Genomic DNA, 15,657 nt, shown 5'->3' with positions numbered 1-15,657 from the left:
ACGCCAGCGTCAACCACACATCGTCCGCGGCTACTTCGGCGGCCCGCACGTCCGCTACGTCCTGTACGAGAACCCTTTGAGTTTCTGATCAATAAAACACCAGGTCAAGGTCCATGGCTACCAGCCTGCGGAAGACGATCTCCAACCAGATCGCGTCTTCCTCCCAGACGTCCATGTACAGACAGGTACCGTCCTCGTGCAGATACGCCTCGCCTGGGCCGTACCCCGTCTCGAACTGCCAGATGACGCTGCGTACTTCGCTGCGGTGCATCGAGTCGATCTCGGCCTCAGACCACCGGGCACGGATCGCGTCTGTCAGCGCACCCCGATCGATGCGCCATCCGCCCGCATCACCCTCGACCACCGCCAAGAACGTCGTAGCCAGGGTCTACCAGATGTCCGTGACACAGCGCCGATCGGCTGCCGCCTGAAGTTGGAATGGACTCCTTGTCAGTTCGCTGACGGGGGTTCTGTGTTTGTGGGTACGGCTCTTCCGAGATCAGGGCGGGCTGAGGGCCCGTCTGTTGCGTCGGGTGAGCGCCGGATTCCACTTCCCGGTGTATTTGTTCGGGTTGTTCGGACAGTCGAATTGGCTGCTCAGCCGGGGTTCGGCAGGGCATGGAGCCTGTCGAACGCGTCGGTGATGACGTCGGTCCCAACGGGCGAGCAGGCGCAGCCAGCAGCGGCGGCGGCCGGTGTTCAGGAGTTGCACGACGGCGGAGAACAGCCTCAGGCGGAGCTTCTTGGGCCCCCAGCGAAAGGGGTCGCCGGTCAGGGCGATGCGTCGTTCAGTGGGGGGGCGTGACGCGAAGCCGGCGCCTGGCCGTTCGCGGAGTCCCGCCTGGTGGCCCGGGCGGCGTCGTGGTCTCCGGTGGCGACGAGCACGACGGCGAGGTCCTCGGCCGCAGCCAGCGGCGTCCGGGATGCGGGAAAAGCTCTGGTGGTGGGCCAGGGCCTGGGGCAGGGGTGTGGCGTCGCCGGTCCAGAGACCCTGGCACTGCTGGGCGGCGGCTACGCAGTCGGGGCGGGGGTCTCCGTTGGCGTCCTTCGTCATGGCCTGTGCGGATGGTGTGGCGACGCTTTCGCGGCTGGCTTCCAGAGCCGTCCTGACCAGGAAAGGCATCCATGAAAGGCATCCATTCGTGATGGTCGAGGACTGCGGCTGCGTACTCGTCGGTTGTGGTTTTCTCCCGCGATGGAGCGGCCGCCTTTTCCTGCCTCATCCACTGCCGGCGGGTCTTCGATTGAACCTTGAGTACCTCGTGAACGTGGAGGCCATGTGGACGGTCGGCATTCGGCGCGTCCGCCGCTGTGGTCCGCCATCTCGGACCGGCCGAGACCCCTTTCACCTCCATCGTGCGATCCGACCTCGCGTCGCACCCCAGCGGGAAGACGATCCTCAGGTATGACACAGCATCACCTCGGCGCCCAGCCGTCCCACGGCGCGGCAGCCACGTCCGCGACCGCCACCGCCCCCGAGCAAATCGATGCCGGAGACGCGGGATACAGCAAGTCGCTGAAGGCTCGCCACATCAACATGATCGCGATCGGCGGAGCCATCGGCACTGGCCTGTTCCTAGGCGCGGGTGGTCGGCTCGCCGACGCCGGCCCCTCACTGGCTATCGCCTACGCCCTCTGCGGCGTCTTCGCGTTTCTCGTGGTACGCGCGCTCGGCGAACTCGTCCTGCACCGGCCGTCCTCCGGTGCCTTCGTTTCGTACGCCCGTGAATTCCTAGGCGAGAAGGGCGCCTACGTCGCCGGCTGGATGTACTTCCTCAACTGGGCCACCACCGGCATCGCCGATATCACCGCCGTGGCCACCTATACGCACTACTGGGGCATGTTCACGGACGTCCCTCAGTGGGTCGTCGCACTCGTCGCTCTCGTCTGTGTCCTGACGGTGAACCTCATCTCGGTGAAGTTCTTCGGGGAGCTGGAGTTCTGGTTCGCCATCGTCAAGGTCGGCGCCCTCGTCTGTTTCATGGCGGTCGGCGTCTTCCTGCTGGTGACACGCCACCCCGTTGGCGACCACGTGCCCGGCCCCGAGCTGCTGACGGACCACGGCGGTGCGTTGCCGCACGGCTTGTTCCCCATGCTGCTGGTCGTGCAGGGCGTCGTCTTCGCCTACGCGGGAGTCGAACTCGTTGGTGTCACGGCGGGCGAGACCGACCGGCCCGAGAAGGTCATTCCGAAGGCGATCAACTCGATCATGTGGCGGGTAGCCCTCTTCTATGTCGGCTCCGTGGTCCTGCTGACGATGCTGATGCCCTGGAACGCCTACAAGGCGGGCGAAAGTCCCTTCGTCACGGTGCTGTCCCATGTTGGTGTGCCCGCCGCGGGCGGGGTGATGAACCTCATCGTGCTCACCGCAGCCATGTCCAGCCTCAACTCGGGGCTCTACTCGACCGGGCGGATCCTGCGCTCGATGGCCTTGTCGGGCTCGGCCCCACGCTTCACCGGCCTGATGAGCCGCACCCAGGTTCCCTATGGCGGCATCCTGCTCACCGCCGTGTTCTGCGTGCTCGGTGTCGGCCTCAATTACGTTGTGCCCAGCGAGGCGTTCGAGATCGTGCTGAACTTCGCCGCGCTCGGCATCCTCAGCACCTGGTCGATGATCATGCTGTGTCATCTGCTGTTCTGGCGCCGAGCCCGGAGCGGCGGCGCGGTCCGGCCTGGCTACCGTCTGCCCGGCTCGCCCTGGACCCAGATCGTCACACTCGCATTCCTGGCCTCGGTCCTGCTGCTGATGTGGGTCGACGACGGAGCGGGTCGGATCACCGTCATGTGTGTTCCGCTGATCGTGGCCGCTCTGGTGGCGGGCTGGTTCGTCGTACGCCGCCGGGTGGACGCCCTGCGTGGCACGCCGAAGACCGGTCCGGACGACTACGGCACACAGGCATGAGCGATCTACCGGGCAGGTCACCGGCACACCCGGCATCCGGAGGCCCCGCCCCGGCCCCAGCCCTGCGTGAGCCCGCTCACGAACCTGTCGTCCACCTCGTACGCGGTGCAGTGGTCGAAGGGGTCCACTACGGTTCCGCCGTCATCCTCGCGGCCGACGGGACCGTGGACCTGGAGATCGGCGACATCGAGGCCGCGTTCCATCCGCGCTCGGCCCTCAAACCCGTACAAGCCGTCGCGCTCGTGCGCGCCGGGCTGCCCCTGAACGACGAACTGCTCGCGCTGACCGCCGCCAGCCACTCCGGTGAGGAGCGCCATCTGGCCGCGGCGCGGCGCATCCTCGACATCGCGGGGCTGACCGAAGGCGCCCTACGCAACGCGCCCGACCTGCCCTACGACCCGGTCGCGCGCATGCAATGGATGCATGAGGGCCGGCCCGCCTCACGGCTCGCCCAGAACTGTTCCGGAAAACACGCGGCGATGCTGCTCACCGCGGTGCACCGCGGCTGGTCGCTCGACGACTACCTCGACCCGGCGCATCCCCTTCAGCGCGAGATCGTCGAGACCGTGGAGGACCTCACCGGGCAGCGCATCGCCGCGGCGACCGTCGACGGATGCGGTGCGCCGCTGTTCTCCGTCTCCCTGCACGGCCTCGCCCGCGCCGCCGCCCGCATCACCGCCGCCCTTCCTGATACCCCTGAGGGCCGGGTCGCGGCCGCGGTGCGTGCGCACCCGGAGATGGTCTCCGGCTCCGGCCGGGACAGCGCCCGCCTGATGCACGCCGTGCCTGGGCTGCTGACCAAGGACGGCTTCGAAGGCGTCCAGGTCGCCGCGTTCGAGGACGGGCGTGCTTTCGCTGTCAAGATCTCCGACGGAGCCGACCGCGCCCGCCTAGAGGTGACCGCCGCGGCACTTGCCCGCTGCGGGATCGCCCCTGAGACGCTCCGTGCCTTCGCCGGTCCACCGCTGCTGGGAGGCACCACCGTCGTGGGCGCCGTACGCGCCGTGGGTCCGCTCTCCGACCTGCTCGCATCACCTGCCTCACGCGTGTCACCCGCTGAATCTGTCGAACCACCTACGGAGAAGGAACCGTACAGCCATGGCTGACGTACTGCCCCCGACCGCTGTCCAACGCACCGAGCACGATCTGCTTGGTGACCGCCAGGTACCCGCCGATGCCTACTGGGGCATCCACACCCTGCGTGCAGTGGAGAACTTCCCGATCACGGGCAAGACCATCGCCGAATACCCGCACCTCATCAATGCCCTCGCCGCCGTCAAAGAGGCGGCAGCCCGCGCCAATGCGGACCTAGGTCTGCTCCCTTCCGACAAGGCCGACGCCATCGCCGCCGCCTGCCAGGAGATACGTGGGGGACAACTGCACGACCAGTTCGTCGTCGACGTCATCCAGGGCGGCGCCGGAACCTCGACGAACATGAACGCCAATGAGGTCATCGCCAACCGCGCACTGGAACTCCTCGGCCACGCGAAGGGCACCTACGGGCATCTGCATCCAAATGAGCACGTCAACCTGAGTCAGTCCACCAACGACGTGTACCCCACAGCTGTGAATATCTCGGTGGTCGTCGCGGTGGACGGGTTGCTGGACGCCATGGGTATTCTGGAGGAGGCCTTCGCTGCCAAGGCCGTGGAATTCCGCGACATCTTGAAGATGGGACGCACACAACTCCAGGACGCCGTTCCCATGACGCTGGGACAGGAATTCTCCACGTACGCGGTGATGCTGGACGAGGACCGCAGACGCCTCGCCGAGGCCGCACGGCTCGTCCACGAGATCAACCTGGGTGCCACCGCCATCGGTACGGGCCTCAACGCACCGGAGGAATACGCGGAGACGGCCCGCCACCACCTGTCCGGCATCACCGGGCTGCCCCTGGTGACCGCGGCGAACCTTGTCGAGGCCACGCAGGACTGCGGTGCGTTCGTCCATCTGTCCGGAGTGCTCAAGAGGATCGCCGTCAAGCTCTCCAAGACCTGCAACGACCTGCGGCTCCTTTCGTCCGGTCCGCGCGCAGGACTGAACGAGATCAACCTCCCGCCCGTACAGGCCGGATCCAGCATCATGCCGGGCAAGGTGAATCCGGTCATCCCCGAGGTCGTCAACCAGGTCGCCTTCGAAGTGATCGGCAACGACGTCACCATCACCATGGCGGCGGAGGCGGGACAGCTTCAGCTCAACGCCTTCGAACCCGTGATCGTGCACGCGCTCTCCCGGAGCCTTCTGTCCCTGCGCGCAGCCTGCCTCACCCTGGCCGAGCGCTGCGTCACGGACATCACGGCCAACACCGACGTGCTGCGGCACACCGTGGAGAACTCTATCGGCCTGGTCACCGCCCTCAACCCGCACATCGGCTACACAGCGGCCACCGCCATTGCACAGGAGGCACTGGCCACCGGCCGCGGGGTCGCCGAACTCGTCCTGGAGAGGGGCCTGTTGCCCGCAGACCGCCTTGCGGCACTCCTGACTCCCGAGCGGGTGGCCGGAACCACGGCGTAGGGGTGCGCGGACGGGGACTGTAAATCGTTCGGTGTAATTCCCGATCACGGGGGATGCATCGATGACCAGTGAGAACGTGGCCGAGGCCCAGATAAGCGAGGCGGTAGAGCCGCAGTCGGCGAGGGTGGTGGATGACCGGCTGATCGACGAGCTGGTCTCCCGAGCTCAGGCCGAGGGACTGTCGACCGGCGAGGGCGGACTGCTCCAGCAGCTGACGAAGCGGCTGCTGGAGTCCGCCCCGGAGGGCGAGATCACCGACCAACTCGGCTATGACAAGCACGATCCGGCCGGGAAGAACGGCGGGAACCGGCCGAGGACGATCGTGCAGACCTGCGTGGTCCACCTGCTGTGGAACTCCTTCCGATACGCCGCCCGCCAGGACTCTCAAGCCGATCTATGCGGCGCCGACCGAGGAGGCCGCGCTCGAGCGATTCGCCGAGCTCGCCGACACGTGGGGCAGGAAGTATCCGGCGATCGTCAGACTCTGGGAGAACGCCTGGGAGGAGTTCACGCCGTTCCTCCGATTCGACAGCGAGATCCGCCGCATCGTTTGCACGACCAACGCGATCGAATCGGTGAACGCCCGGATCCGGCGGGCGGTCAAGGCCCGCGGCCACTTCCCCAACGAGCAGGCCGCCCTGAAATGTGTCTACATGGCGATCACCTCCCTCGACCCCACCGGCAAGGGGCAAACCCGCTGGACCCTGCGCTGGAAGACCGCACTGAACGCCTTCGATATCACCTTCGACGGCCGCCTCTCCGCACCCCGTCAGTAACCCCAACCACCCTTGATACACCGATCGATTGACAGACCCCGCAGACCGGTACGTAGACCCTGGTCCTCGCGTTTCATTGGCTCGGCCGGACGGCGGAGCCACTTGTAGCACGACGCCTCCGACAGGCCAAACGCCAGGACGGCACTGTCCTCGACATCCTGCTGCAGTCCAAGAGGGACGCGAAGGCCGCGAAGGGGTTCATGGCCAAGCTGATGAAGAAGCAGCGGAGGACATCCAGGGTGCTGGTCACCGACAAGCTCCGCTCCTACGGTGTCGCCCACAGAGAGTTGATGTCCTCGGTCGATCACCGTTCCCACAAGAACCTGAACAACCGTGTAGAGAACTCCTATCAGCCGACGAGGCGGCGCGAACGTGCGATGAAGGACTTCCGCGCAGTCGGCAGAACCCAGTGGTTCCTGTCCGCGTTCAGCCAGATCTCACCGTATTTCCGGCCCCGCCGCCACCGGATGACCGCCACCGGCTACCGCACCGAGATGCGCCACCGCTTCGGAACCTGGAACGAGAGCACTGGCACTACCGCCATGCCCACCGAGGCCTGAACCAGAGGCGGATACCAAGCTCAGCACACCCCCGCACACCCTCAAGTAACCGCACACCAACGTGTTGACAATGCCCCGGATGATCACCCTCCACCAGGAACCCGCGGCCGCGCGCGATCCTGCGGATCCACTTCCATCCCGTCAAGCGAAGGGAGGTCCTGCGGCGGCCGACAAGGCCGGCGGCCCGACGTCAGTGCACGCTCTCCATGCCCGGCCGAGGTCGGAGAGTGATGCCGCTGTCCTCGGGCAGCGTCTCCCGGTAGCCGGTGTACATGTGCTGGGTCGCCAGGTCGATCAGGTGCTGCTCGTCGCCCGCCCGAGCCGCGTCGAGCAGAGCACTGTGCTCGCTCACCATCAGCGGCACGTTGCCTGTGTCGTGGACGTAGGAGCGGGTGATGCGCCGGTTGACCGGATGGTCCCAGAGCATGTCAATCATCCGGAGCAGCAGTGCGTTGCCGCACGGCTCGACCAGGGACATGTGGAACGTACGGTTCAGGTCGAACTGAGCGGCAGCGTCGGAAGGATCGGCGGCTGCCATATCCTCGATCACCGCGGTGATCCGGGTCAGCTGAGCCTGGTTGTGATTACCGCAGGCCAGTCGCAGGGCCAAGGTTTCTAGGGACTGCCGCACCTGGTAGACCTCGGCGATGTCGTTCGACTGCAGGGCGTTGACGAGGTATCCGCTCCCCGGCTGCCAGGTGACCAGGTTCTCGTGGGCGAGGCGGTTCAGCGCGTCGCGGACCGGCGTGCGCGAGACCCCGAGCCGCTCCGCCACCTGCTCCTGCACCAGGGGCGTGTCAGCCGCGAGGCCACCCGACACGATCTCGTCACGGAGGCGTTCATAGACCCGGACACCCAAGGGACGTGCGTCCCTTGGGTCACTGCGCAAAGACTGCACGTCTGATCTCCATCCCTGCCGGTTGACTCTGCCTGAGACGACATCAGCCCCACGGACAGAAAACCATCTCGCCGACCCGTTGTCCTGCTCGGATACACTGTATACGGTGCATCTATCGCATCCGAAGGAGGCCGTTGTGTTTATCCTGAACACCTGGTACGTCGCTTCGTGGTCCAAGGACGTGACCGGCAAGCCGGTGCGCCGGGTTATCTGTGAGCAACCCATCGTGCTGTACCGCACGCAGGCCGGTGAGGCGGTGGCCCTGGCCGACCGCTGCGCACACCGCGCCTATCCGCTATCGGCCGGCCGTACGGTCGGCGACTCCATCGAGTGCGGCTACCACGGTTTCGCGTACGGCCCCGACGGCGTCTGCACCCGTGTTCCCGCACAGTCGGCCGTCCCCACGCGGGCCCGGGTGCGCCGCTACCCCGTCGTGGAGAAGGACGGCTGGATCTGGGTCTGGACCGGCGACGCCGAGCTCGCCGATCCGGGCACGGTCCCCGACACGCACTGGATGAGCGATCCCGAGTGGGCAACGGTCACTCACACCATGCTCTTCGAGTGCCGGCACGACCTCATCCACGACAACCTGCTCGACCTGACCCATGAGTCGTTCCTGCACCAGTCGACCGTCGGCGACGACTACATCTACGAGCACGGCATCACCGTCGAGGTGGACGGCCGCGTGGTGACCGTCGACCGTCTGATGCCCGGCGTCGAGGCACCGCCGCTGTACGCGCGGACCATGGGCACCGAGGGGCTGTACGACCGATTCCACGCCACCGAGTTCCATGTCCCCGGCTACCACGTTCTGCACTCCGGGATCACCGCACAAGGGCGCCCGCGCGGAGAGGGCCACCTCATCAAGGTGCTCAACGGGATCACACCCGTGGACGAGAAGACCACCTGGTACTACTACGCGTTCAGCCGGAACTTCGCCGTCGACGCCGAGTGGGCCACCCGGGAGCTGGAAGTCGGACTCGAAACAGTGCTGCGCGAGGATGCCGACGCCCTGAAGGAGCAGGAGACCGGGATACGGGAGCGCCCCGGTACCGAGCACGACGTGCTCATCGGCCACGACGCCGGGGTCGCCAAGGCCCGTCGCATCCTCGCCCGGCTGCTGGCGGAGGAGGCCGCCGCCAGGACATCCCCGGCAAGCCGGACCACCAGGGCGTCGTCGGCCGTCGCCGTGGCGAGAGGCTGATGACGATGGCACGCCTGCACGGTATCGACCTCGACGTGTCAGGGCGCCAGATCGGAGCCATCCACCTGACGCACTCGGACAACCGCCATGACAATGGCGTCATCCCGGTTCCCGTTGCTGTGCCCTCCGGAGGGCACAGCCCGACGGCACTGCTCGTCGCGGGGACACATGGCGACGAGCACGAAGGGCAGGTGGTCCTGCACCTCCTGCTGCGGGAGACCGTCCCGGCACAGGTGGCCGGCCGGATCATCGTCCTGCCGACGCTGGACCTGCCAGCGGTACGGGACGCCGCCCGGGTCTCGCCCCTCGACGGACATAACCTCAACCGCTCCTACCCGGGCAACTCCTGCGGCGGCCCCACCGAACAGATCGCCCACATCCGCACCGCGGAGCTTGCTGCCGCGCGCCGATCTGGCGATGGACCTGTACTCCGACGGATCGAGCGCCCACCACGTACCGCCGGCCTTCGTCTACGAAGGACCGGACCCCGAGGCCTGGGCGGCCAAGGGCAGCTTGAGGAGCAACTGGGGCTGCCGTGGTCGGCCGCCGTCCCCGAGCGCTTCGAGCCGGGCTCGCTCTCGACCGCGGCCGACGACGCCGGGGTCGCGATGATCTCCACCGAACATGGCGGCGAGGCGAGGTCACTCCGGCGATCGTCGCCGCGGCGGCCCACGGGCTGCGCCGGGTGCTGGCGGGCGCGGGCATCCTCGAAGCCCTCCCCAGACACCCCGCCCGCACCGCGGCCCGCGTCGCATTCTTCGACGCGGGCCAGGTCGTGGAGACCGGCCCGGCCCGCCAGGTTATTACCGAACCCCGGCAGGCCCGGACCAAGGCATTCCTGACGGCGGTCCGGTGAACACCGGTACCACGGCTGGCCCGGACACGCCGGTCCACCCGTACAAGACGAAGGAAGGCACCCGATGAGGCTCCTGCTACGCGCCAACACCCACCGACGGATCGACGACGGCTGCCGGGAGGTCGCGGCCTCGCCGGACACCCCGGGCCGCGAACGATGGCTCTGGCAGGTGCGGCTGCTCGACGCCGCATATGGCCCGTCGGACGTTCCCCTACCCCGGGCCCACCACGTCACCGAGTCCCTCGCTCCGGGCGTGATCCTGGAGGTCGTGGCCGCGCCCGCGAAGGTCAGCCCGACCGTGGAGGTGCTCGGACTCGGTACCCCGTCAGTGGTCGGCCGTGAGCGGGACGAGATCGTCGTCCTGCTCGCCTGCGGCGGACAGGTGCTGGTGGAGGACCGGCACCTGCTCGCCGACGAGGATGCGTTGGTGCTGGCGGGCGACGACCCGCTAGGCGTGAGCGTGCGGTGTCCGCCGGACTCACGCTCGAAGGCCGCGATGGTCCGGCTGCGCCCGGCCGACGGCCGGGTCATGGCCTGGGTTCCGTGAGCAGCCGGCGGACAGTGCGGATCGGTATCGGAGAACAGAGGTGACTACGGTGTATGGCCTGCACGAGGAGCAGCGACTGCGACTGCGGGTGAAGACGCTGGAATGGGAAGCCGAAGGTGTGGTCTCCTTGCATCTGCGGCGGCCGGACGGCGGCGAACTGCCGGCCTGGGCGCCGGGGGCCCACGTGGACCTACACCTGCCCAGCGGCATCATCCGGCAGTACTCCCTGAACGGGGCATCCGCCGACCGGTCCACCTGGCGGGTTTCCGTCCTGCTGGAACCCGCGTCGCGTGGCGGCTCGCGGGCGGTGCACACGAGCCTCCACGCGGGCGATCCGGTCGACGTCGTCGGACCGCGCAACAACTTCCCACTCGTCGACTCGGCGGAGTACCTCTTCATCGCCGGAGGTATTGGGATCACGCCGATCCTGCCGATGCTTGCGCGGGCCTCGGCCTCCGGAGCCCGCTGGTCACTGCTGTACGGCGGCCGGTCGCGGTCGAGCATGGCGTTCCTCCCGGAACTGGCCCGGCACGGCGAGCGGGTGCTCGTGCGTCCGCAGGACCAACACGGACTCCTCGACCTGGACTCATTCCTCGGTGCGCCGCGGGAGAACACGACGGTGTACTGCTGCGGGCCGGAGCCGCTGCTGGCCGCGGTCGAGCGGCTCTGCGCGGCGTGGCCCACGGGCACGCTGCGCCTGGAGCGGTTCGCCGCCAGGTCGCAGACGCCTGCGGACCCCGATGTCGAGCAGTCGTTCGAGGTGGTGTTGCACCGCACCGGACGCACCGTCACGGTGCCTGCGGGCAAGGCTGTCCTGGAAGCGCTGGAGGATAACGGAATCGAATCGCCGAATTCCTGCCGGGAGGGCATCTGCGGGACGTGCGAGACCAAGGTTCTCGAAGGGACTCCGGACCACCGGGACAGCTTGCTGTCACCGGAGGAGCGGACCGCGAACGACACGATGATGATTTGCGTGGGCCGCGCCCTGTGCCCACGCCTCGTCCTGGACCTGTGAGCGGACAGCCGACCCCGGACCGAACAAGCGCGACTCCCGCACCCGCGAATACGTGGCCCGGCAGACCGCGGCGGGCCGAACGAAGAGGGAGGTCATCCGGCTGTTGAAACGGGCCATCGCCTGGGAGGTGGCCCGCTGCCTGACCACCACGGTCACCATCCCGGGCACAGCGGACCTGCGGCCCATGCGGCAGGCCAAGAACATCACCCTCACCGCCGTCGCCCAGCACTTCGGCGTCTGGCCGACCGCCATCTCAAGACTCGAAAGAGGACTCAGCCGGGACGACGACCTTACCCACACCTACCGCGACTGGCTCCAAGCCGCTTGACAGCAATAGGAGCATCAACCGGGCTGGAGGATCTCGGCGATCCGCGCCTTCGCGTTGGCCGGCGAGGCCGTGGCCGAGGTGCACCAGGTCCTCGCCGCGCACCGAGCCGCCTGGGTCCGCGAGACGAAGACGGACCCGAAGGTTCTGGCCGCCGCCCGTCGGCAGATCCGCGACCAGGCCCGCGAGCCGGTAGAGCAGTTTGGGGACGGCCGCCAGGCGCTCGCCGACCTGGAGGCCCGTACCGCCGCGGCCAGGTCCCGGACCAGCGACACCCCCCCGGGCACGGGCCCTGCAACGTCTCGCCGCCGAACGAGCCGGACCGTCCACGATCACGCCCGCCGCCGCAGCCCACCAGATGAGCCGTACCGCGTGAGGCACAACCGTCGAGGTACGGGAGTGGGACGGTTGGCACGCGAACTGCCCGTGGACGAGGGGGGAAGGCCTCCCGCTTCGGTGCCCGGAACGACGATGGTCTGTTCATCGAATGCGGTAAAGATGTCCTCGACCAGTCGTTCGTGCGCGGCCGGGCTCACAGCGCCTTCATCGAGCTGAGCGTGTGCCGACGTCGCGGGTGGTCTCGCCCTCGGCGTCGCTGCGCTCGGTAGCCGTCCGGATAGGCCAGCGGATGAAGTCCGAGTACTGCTTGACGATCTGACGGATCTTTGACTCGGACAAGTAGTCGGCGAGTCCTTCCTCGCTGTCGGCGGGCTTGAGGTGCAGGGTGACCGAGGTGCCCACGGGCAGGCCGTCGACGGCCTGGATGGTGTAGGTTCCCTCGCCGTCGGATTCCCACTGGGTGCCGGAGCCGGTGCCGGCCCGCCGGGTGTGCAGGGTGACCTTTTCGGCAATCATGAACGCCGAGTAGAAGCCGACGCCGAACTGCCCGATCAGGTTCTCGGCGGTGGCGGCGTCCTTGGACTCCTTGATCCTCTCCAGCAGGCCGGCGGTACCGGACTTGGCGGTCGTGCCGATCAGTTCCACGAGATCGTCCCGGCTCATGCCGATTCCATTGTCACGGACGGTCAATGTGCGGGATTCCTTGTCTACCTCCAACGAGATGTGCAGGTCGGTGTTGTCGATCTCTACGAGGCTGGAGTCGGTCAGCGATTCCAGCCGTAGCTTGTCCAGTGCGTCGGAGGCGTTCGAGATCAGCTCGCGCAGGAAGATGTCCTTGTTCAAGTAGATCGAATGAATCACGAGTCGGAGCAACTGGCGTGTCTCAGCCTGGAATTCCAGTTTCACGACACTGCTATCCATGTGGGGCCCTTTCCGTGGGAACGTCATGAACGGATTGAAGTCGGGCCGAGACGGCCCGGTAGTCCTAGCTCAGGCACCGGGGAGCAAGTATCTCACCGGCGTGATGTACGTGGCCAGCTGCTGCGCTCCGGGTGCCAGGTCCGCGATCTTCCGGTCGCCGGGCGGGTCTTCGGACAGGATCGCAGGCACGAGGGAGTGGATGCCGTACTCGGCGGCGATCCGTTCTACTTGCGTGGAGACGTGTGCGAAATTTCTCCGGACCACGGGTTCCCGCAGGGACTTCACCAGCGGGGTGACGCTGAAGTCTCCTTGCCCCGGGAAGACGTGGACGATTGGATGGCATGTCACCTATGGACCCCCATCCGCTGGTAACCCTCCGGCAGTCCGCCCGTGGCCGTTCCTTCCAAAAACAATGTGGCGACGCTCACCCGCAGATGCCACCGGAAATCCATCTCGGACAGCCGGCGCAGGTCCCAGGGCTGCCAGTCGGTCCGGCGCCCCAGGTCCTCGATCCCGGCGCCCTCTGTCTCCGGATACAGCCTCAGCATCGGCAGCCGCTGCCCGTCCGGCGTGGTCGTCTCTCCGACGAACAGCCCGTAGCGTTTCGACAGTAGGTGATAGGTGTCCGCCTCCGGCCCGAGGTCGAGGTTGTCGAGCGTGAAACCCTGCTTCTGTAACGTGTCGCAGTAGTCGATGACCACACCATCGAGATACGGGCCGCTCAGCGTGTCGAGCACTACGGCGAACTGGTCGAACCGCACCACCGACTCCTTGGCGCTGACTATTTCGACACGCTGAGCCGCCTCCTCGTCGTCGGCCTCGGGGAACTCCTCATCGGCACGCTCGGCTAAATCCTTCGCCAACGCCTTCGCATACTGAACGGTGAAGAACAACAGATAGCCCATGCCCGAACAACCACTCGGCTGTACCGATACACGCAGTGCTAGACCAGCCCCTTTCCGCTCCAGCAGCTGGCCGACCTTTTCCACTGCTGGATCCGTCAACGTCATCGAGTACAAAGGCTTGCTCAGGGGCCCCTTCCTCATGTGATCCGCTCCCGTGTTCTCCGGCTCGACGCCTGCCTCGCGCAGGCATCCTTAGGTAGCAACGCCCACGGGCACACCCGGGTTCAACCATGATCGGGCCTTGGGACAAGGCCCCTCGTTCTTCTGCTCCAGCAGCTGGATTCGCTTCTTCAGCTCCCGGTTCTCCGCCGACTCGGACCTGGCGACGCCGGGCTTCTCGCCGTCGTCCACAGCGGCCTGGCGCAGCCACTTCGACAGCGTCATATCATGGACACCGAAATCCTTCACGATCTACACAAGGGCGACGCCCTTCTCGCGGCTGCGCGCCACACGCACGACATCGTCACGGAACTCTTCGGGACAGGGAACAGGCACAGCAACAGGGTCTGTCCGGCGAACCCCGGCCGGGTGCCTCGAGGAAGATCACTGAAGCGAGGCGCAGTCTTTGTAGGCCGTCCCACATCCGTCGCGCGGACTGCGTGTCCACAGTGACCGTGTACTGCACTCCGTCCCGTTCGTCGACGAGGTCGCCATGGGGCGCGTTCCATCATGTCGGCGGCACCGTCCCGCTTCTTTTGATAGCCCGTGTTCTGAACCTTGCCGGGCGGACGCACGTTGAGCTGCTTGGAGGGGAGATTTGCATCGTGGAGCTCGTGCTCGACCGTCTTCAGTGGTTCCGGCTGTGGGCCGGTCGGCCGGGCTTTGTCTGCGATGCGTTCGATGATGGGGTGGTGTCCGTACTCACGCGTGGGTTGGGCATCGCGATCGTCGTTGTTCGGGAGGGTGTGAGCGGCCGTTCTGGGTGGGGTTCGGGCCCTGGCTCTTTTTCACCCGCTGCTGAATGGCGGGTGTTCGCCCGGGGTTCTTCTGCCGGACCGGCGGAAGAACATCATCCCAGTCATGTGAGGACAGGATGGACGACGCACCCCGTGCCCGGTCGCTGGATCGGTATGAGCGGCGCAGCCTGGTCCGGTGGGGGGTGTCGCCCGGCTGGGGTGCGGGGGGAGGCGGTGGCCGGAGCGCTGGTCGGTGCGGGGGTGGCGGTCCAGGTCGTGGCGAGCGGCCGACCGGTGTCCGCCAGCTCCGGCGGCACGGCGCCGGGTGCCTTCGGCCTTCGGCTCCCGGTTGTCTGCATGACCGCTGTGACGGTGCCCATGCTGTTCGTTCTGGGGGTGTGGCTGTCGGAAGCCGCCCCGGATCCTGCCGAGGCGCGGAGCGGGATGCGGACCGGGGCTGGGAGCGGGGTCGAAATGGGTGAGGAGGCTGTCCTTTCCGTGGGTGTGGACGCTGCGGGGTGCCGGGCTCGGGCTGGTGGGGGAGTCTGTGGCGGTGGGCGCGGCGTGGGTGGGGACGACGCCATCGTGCCGGTCTCTGATGGGATCTGTGGGGCCGGCCCTTCCGGTCCGGTGAGCATGGCGGTGGAACTCGGCGTGGTCTGTGAGGAGATCGCGTGCGGTTCGGGGGTCGGGGGTGTGGGGGCCCGGGTCGGGGTTGTTGGTGGGCTGGGGTTCGGTGTTCTGTTCCTGGCTGGTCCGTTGACCGTGGTCGGCTTCGGTGGCTTGGGGGTCGGTGGTGCTTCCCTGGACGGTCCGTGCCCGGGCGGTGCGTGTCTGGGTGGTGCTTCCCCGGTTGGTGCTTCCCTGGTTGGTGTGTGTCTGGTTGGTGTGTGTGTGATGCGTGATCAGGGTTTGTTGGGTGGGTGGTTTTAGTCGTGGAGGATATTCGGATCAGTGGTGGGCTGGCTTCTTTTGTGGAGGTCTGGCTTGGTGCGA

General features: G+C 67.1%; 13 protein-coding genes and 4 pseudogenes. 11 read left to right on the top strand and 6 right to left on the bottom strand.

Annotated features, from left to right (window positions below; genetic code table 11):
- Positions 1–88 precede the first annotated feature (88 nt).
- Positions 89–370, bottom strand: coding sequence for a hypothetical protein (locus ACWCPY_RS41690; protein WP_451274203.1), 282 nt, complete (start codon positions 368–370; stop codon positions 89–91).
- Positions 371–1,405: 1,035 nt separating this feature from the next.
- Here ACWCPY_RS41690 and ACWCPY_RS41685 point away from each other — a divergent pair.
- The 5 genes and pseudogenes from ACWCPY_RS41685 to ACWCPY_RS41665 all read left to right on the top strand — a co-directional run.
- On the top strand, positions 1,406–2,902 hold the full coding sequence (locus ACWCPY_RS41685; protein WP_451274201.1) for an amino acid permease: 1,497 nt from the start codon (positions 1,406–1,408) through the stop codon (positions 2,900–2,902).
- Positions 2,899–4,008, top strand: coding sequence for an asparaginase (locus tag ACWCPY_RS41680; protein ID WP_451274199.1), 1,110 nt, complete (start codon positions 2,899–2,901; stop codon positions 4,006–4,008). Before ACWCPY_RS41685 ends, ACWCPY_RS41680 begins: the two co-directional genes overlap by 4 nt.
- Entirely contained in the window at positions 4,001–5,419 is a 1,419-nt protein-coding gene (gene aspA / locus ACWCPY_RS41675; protein ID WP_451274197.1) for an aspartate ammonia-lyase, read from the top strand. Before ACWCPY_RS41680 ends, aspA begins: the two co-directional genes overlap by 8 nt.
- A gap of 310 nt (positions 5,420–5,729) precedes the next feature.
- Positions 5,730–6,195 (top strand): annotated as a pseudogene (locus ACWCPY_RS41670) (transposase); the annotation flags it as partial.
- Positions 6,196–6,311: 116 nt separating this feature from the next.
- Positions 6,312–6,755, top strand: a pseudogene (locus ACWCPY_RS41665) (DDE-type integrase/transposase/recombinase); the annotation flags it as partial.
- A 190-nt stretch (positions 6,756–6,945) separates the two neighbouring features.
- Here the strand turns inward: ACWCPY_RS41665 and ACWCPY_RS41660 are convergent.
- Positions 6,946–7,878, bottom strand: coding sequence for a GntR family transcriptional regulator (locus tag ACWCPY_RS41660; protein ID WP_451274195.1), 933 nt, complete (start codon positions 7,876–7,878; stop codon positions 6,946–6,948).
- Between ACWCPY_RS41660 and ACWCPY_RS41655 the strand changes: the two genes are divergently transcribed.
- The 6 genes and pseudogenes from ACWCPY_RS41655 (at position 7,790) to ACWCPY_RS41630 (ending at position 11,603) form a co-directional block, all read left to right on the top strand.
- Positions 7,790–8,857 carry a Rieske 2Fe-2S domain-containing protein gene (locus tag ACWCPY_RS41655; protein WP_451274193.1) on the top strand — a complete coding sequence of 356 codons (1,068 nt, stop codon included), beginning with the start codon at positions 7,790–7,792 and terminating at the stop codon, positions 8,855–8,857. The genes ACWCPY_RS41660 and ACWCPY_RS41655 overlap by 89 nt on opposite strands.
- Positions 8,857–9,243: pseudogene (locus ACWCPY_RS41650) on the top strand (hypothetical protein); the annotation flags it as partial. The gene ACWCPY_RS41655 and the pseudogene ACWCPY_RS41650, both read left to right, overlap by 1 nt.
- Positions 9,244–9,392: 149 nt before the next feature.
- A complete protein-coding gene (locus ACWCPY_RS41645) occupies positions 9,393–9,713 on the top strand; it encodes a hypothetical protein (RefSeq protein ID WP_451274205.1) in 321 nt (106 codons plus the stop codon).
- Positions 9,714–9,777: 64 nt separating this feature from the next.
- Positions 9,778–10,260, top strand: coding sequence for a hypothetical protein (locus ACWCPY_RS41640; protein ID WP_451274191.1), 483 nt, complete (start codon positions 9,778–9,780; stop codon positions 10,258–10,260).
- 40 nt (positions 10,261–10,300) lie between these two features.
- The gene (locus ACWCPY_RS41635) at positions 10,301–11,275 is read left to right on the top strand and encodes a PDR/VanB family oxidoreductase (RefSeq protein ID WP_451274189.1); all 975 of its coding nucleotides are present in this window, start codon (positions 10,301–10,303) and stop codon (positions 11,273–11,275) included.
- A gap of 103 nt (positions 11,276–11,378) precedes the next feature.
- On the top strand, positions 11,379–11,603 hold the full coding sequence (locus ACWCPY_RS41630) for an XRE family transcriptional regulator (RefSeq protein WP_451274187.1): 225 nt from the start codon (positions 11,379–11,381) through the stop codon (positions 11,601–11,603).
- A 532-nt stretch (positions 11,604–12,135) separates the two neighbouring features.
- Here ACWCPY_RS41630 and ACWCPY_RS41625 read toward each other — a convergent pair.
- From ACWCPY_RS41625 to ACWCPY_RS41610, 4 genes and pseudogenes are all read right to left on the bottom strand, one after another.
- A pseudogene (locus ACWCPY_RS41625) lies at positions 12,136–12,860 on the bottom strand (ATP-binding protein); the annotation flags it as partial.
- 69 nt (positions 12,861–12,929) lie between these two features.
- Positions 12,930–13,208, bottom strand: coding sequence for a hypothetical protein (locus tag ACWCPY_RS41620; protein WP_451274185.1), 279 nt, complete (start codon positions 13,206–13,208; stop codon positions 12,930–12,932).
- Positions 13,205–13,849 carry a HesB/IscA family protein gene (locus ACWCPY_RS41615; RefSeq protein ID WP_451274183.1) on the bottom strand — a complete coding sequence of 215 codons (645 nt, stop codon included), beginning with the start codon at positions 13,847–13,849 and terminating at the stop codon, positions 13,205–13,207. The genes ACWCPY_RS41620 and ACWCPY_RS41615 overlap by 4 nt, the downstream gene beginning before the upstream one ends.
- Before the next feature lie 108 nt (positions 13,850–13,957).
- Positions 13,958–14,149: a hypothetical protein gene (locus ACWCPY_RS41610; protein ID WP_451274181.1), complete on the bottom strand. Its 192-nt coding sequence runs from the start codon at positions 14,147–14,149 to the stop codon at positions 13,958–13,960.
- Positions 14,150–15,657: the final 1,508 nt, after the last annotated feature.

This window comes from Streptomyces sp. NPDC002403 (assembly GCF_053593015.1).
The sequence above is the reverse complement of the archived record's forward strand: the minus strand, read 5'-3'. Positions and strand labels throughout refer to the sequence as shown.